At 56.6% G+C, this 2,402-nt stretch carries 2 protein-coding genes; one reads left to right on the top strand and one right to left on the bottom strand.

What is annotated here, in order from left to right:
• Window positions 1–279: 279 nt before the first annotated feature.
• Window positions 280–1,464, top strand: a complete 1,185-nt coding sequence (locus tag C450_RS18385) for a trans-sulfuration enzyme family protein (RefSeq protein ID WP_005046097.1) — start codon at window positions 280–282, stop codon at window positions 1,462–1,464.
• Window positions 1,465–1,702: 238 nt separating this feature from the next.
• Here the strand turns inward: C450_RS18385 and C450_RS23040 are convergent, their stop codons facing one another.
• Window positions 1,703–2,161 carry an MOSC domain-containing protein gene (locus C450_RS23040; protein ID WP_005046103.1) on the bottom strand — a complete coding sequence of 153 codons (459 nt, stop codon included), beginning with the start codon at window positions 2,159–2,161 and terminating at the stop codon, window positions 1,703–1,705.
• Window positions 2,162–2,402 lie beyond the last annotated feature (241 nt).

Raw genomic sequence — 2,402 nt, forward strand, 5'->3', positions numbered from 1 at the left:
AATTTCACGTGAGGTGCGGTCTTCGCAAATTGAATTACATCTCCTGTTTTTGCTTCTAAACAGTCTCGCCTGGATCTGCAAGTCTAAGTATCACTACAGAGAATTCCCGTCATGGACAAATCAACCGTACCGGAGGCGTGTAATATCACACGAACGGGTTCTGCGGTGATTCGCCTATGACACGAGATGACGACTGTTTCCACGAGAACCGATTCAAGACGCTCGCCGTCGGGGCAGCTGAGAACNTATCACACGAACGGGTTCTGCGGTGATTCGCCTATGACACGAGATGACGACTGTTTCCACGAGAACCGATTCAAGACGCTCGCCGTCGGGGCAGCTGAGAACACGACGCGTCCCAGCGAGAGGGGAACAAGCGACGTCATCCCCCCGATTCACCTCTCGAGCACCTTCGAGTGGGGAAGCGGGGACGATACCAACGAACACGACTACTCGCGCGAGAGCAACCCGACGCGGGCGGCACTCGAAGAGCAGTTAGCTCGCCTCGAAGGCGGTGAGCACGGACTGGCGTTCGCCTCCGGAATGGCCGCCATCTCGACGACGATGCTGTCGCTGGTCCCGCCAGGAGGTCACCTCGTCTCGTCGGACTCCCTCTATAGCGGGACCGAGAAATTGCTCACGAAGTTTGTCGCCAATCACCTCGGCGTCGATGTCGAGTTCGTCGACGCCCGCAAGCCTGAAAATATCGGCACAGCGGTCGATTCGGAAACCGACCTGATCTGGGTAGAAACACCGACGAACCCGCTGATACGACTGTGCGACATCCGCTCGATAGCCGACATCGCCCACGACCACGGCGTCCCATTCGGGGTCGACAGCACCTTCGCGAGCCCGTACTTCCAAGCGCCACTCGAACTGGGTGCCGACATTGCCGTCCACAGCACCACGAAATACCTCAACGGCCACTCCGACTCGCTCGGCGGTGTCGTCGTCACCGACAACGACGAGATCTTCGAGAATCTGGCGTTTTCTCAGCGGGTTGGGCTCGGAAACATGCTCTCCCCGTTCGATTGCTACCTCGTCGCACGAGGTATCAAGACGCTACCGGCACGGATGGAACACCATCAGGAGAACGCGATGGCGGTCGCTCGCCTCCTTGAGGCCCACGACCGGGTCGCCCGCGTCTACTATCCAGGCCTGGAGAGTCACCCGCAACACGAGCTCGCGGCCGAACAGATGTCGGGATACAGCGGGATGCTTTCCGTCGAGTTCGACGGCACGCTTGTTGAACTCGAGGCGTTCATCAACGGCCTCGAACTATTCACCCCAGGAGCCAGCCTCGGTGGCGTAGAGAGTCTCATCGAGGTGCCTTCTCTGATGATTCCTGACGAGCTCAACCACAGCTCTGCCACCGCGGAGATTCCTGAAACGTTGGTCCGAATTTCGGTCGGCATCGAAGACGGTGACGACCTCTGTGAGGACCTTCAGGCGGCACTGCCGTAGGCGAGCGTTCTCCTTTCGTCCTTCGTCCCCACCGTCCCGCAAGCTGGTCGACTGTATCCGGTCGTGGTAACTGCAACCAGGTGTATGAACCGTTTCCAATCAAAAGAATCCAGATTATTCGAGCGGCTCGATGGCATCTCCGGGGCGAATCATGCCATCTTCAAGAATGTCTGCTCGGAGACCTCCTCGGTGAGTGAGTGCCTGCAATACACCATCTTGAGTAATGCGCTGAAGGTGACTACACNCCATCTTCAAGAATGTCTGCTCGGAGACCTCCTCGGTGAGTGAGTGCCTGCAATACACCATCTTGAGTAATGCGCTGAAGGTGACTACACGGTTCACACAACCGATTGCCTCGGCAGATAGCGTCACCGACTCGGAACTGTTGTCCAACGAGATGGTTGAGTGCGACATCACGAGTTTCGATGTTCCGTCGGTGTTCTCCGGGTGCGAGTTCGATTTCCGCTTCACGTTCGATTGCTGTAACAGCCTCCTGCTCGATCAACGTGAGGTCGTATCCATCGTGGCGTTGCTCATCTGAGTCCCACTTGACGAAGGTCCCTGTCTCGATCTCGCTAAAGTACCGATCACCTCGTAGCCCCTTTCCGGCGATCGCTTCGACATCGACCTGTTCTTCCATCTGAGCTTCGGCTTCATGTGCGATAAACGCCCGTTCAACGGTGCCAGACCCGGTCATGCGTGCTATACCATTTGACAGAGATATAAACAGCCGGAAGTACGACCCTGCGAATGACCGATACGCGCCCTGTATCTTGCACGCCAATTTTAGCAGATAGCCAATCTGTGATATTGGAAGAGTGCGAAAATTTCGGCCAAACCCTATAGCTTATGGCTGGAGTGACCCGAACGCGGGCAAAAGACCTACGCTTGTGTAGCCACCACGCACAAACGGGAGACTCATGATAGTTGGGAATGCT

This window comes from Halococcus salifodinae DSM 8989, from assembly GCF_000336935.1.
In the GTDB taxonomy this organism is placed as follows: Archaea; Halobacteriota; Halobacteria; order Halobacteriales; family Halococcaceae; genus Halococcus; species Halococcus salifodinae.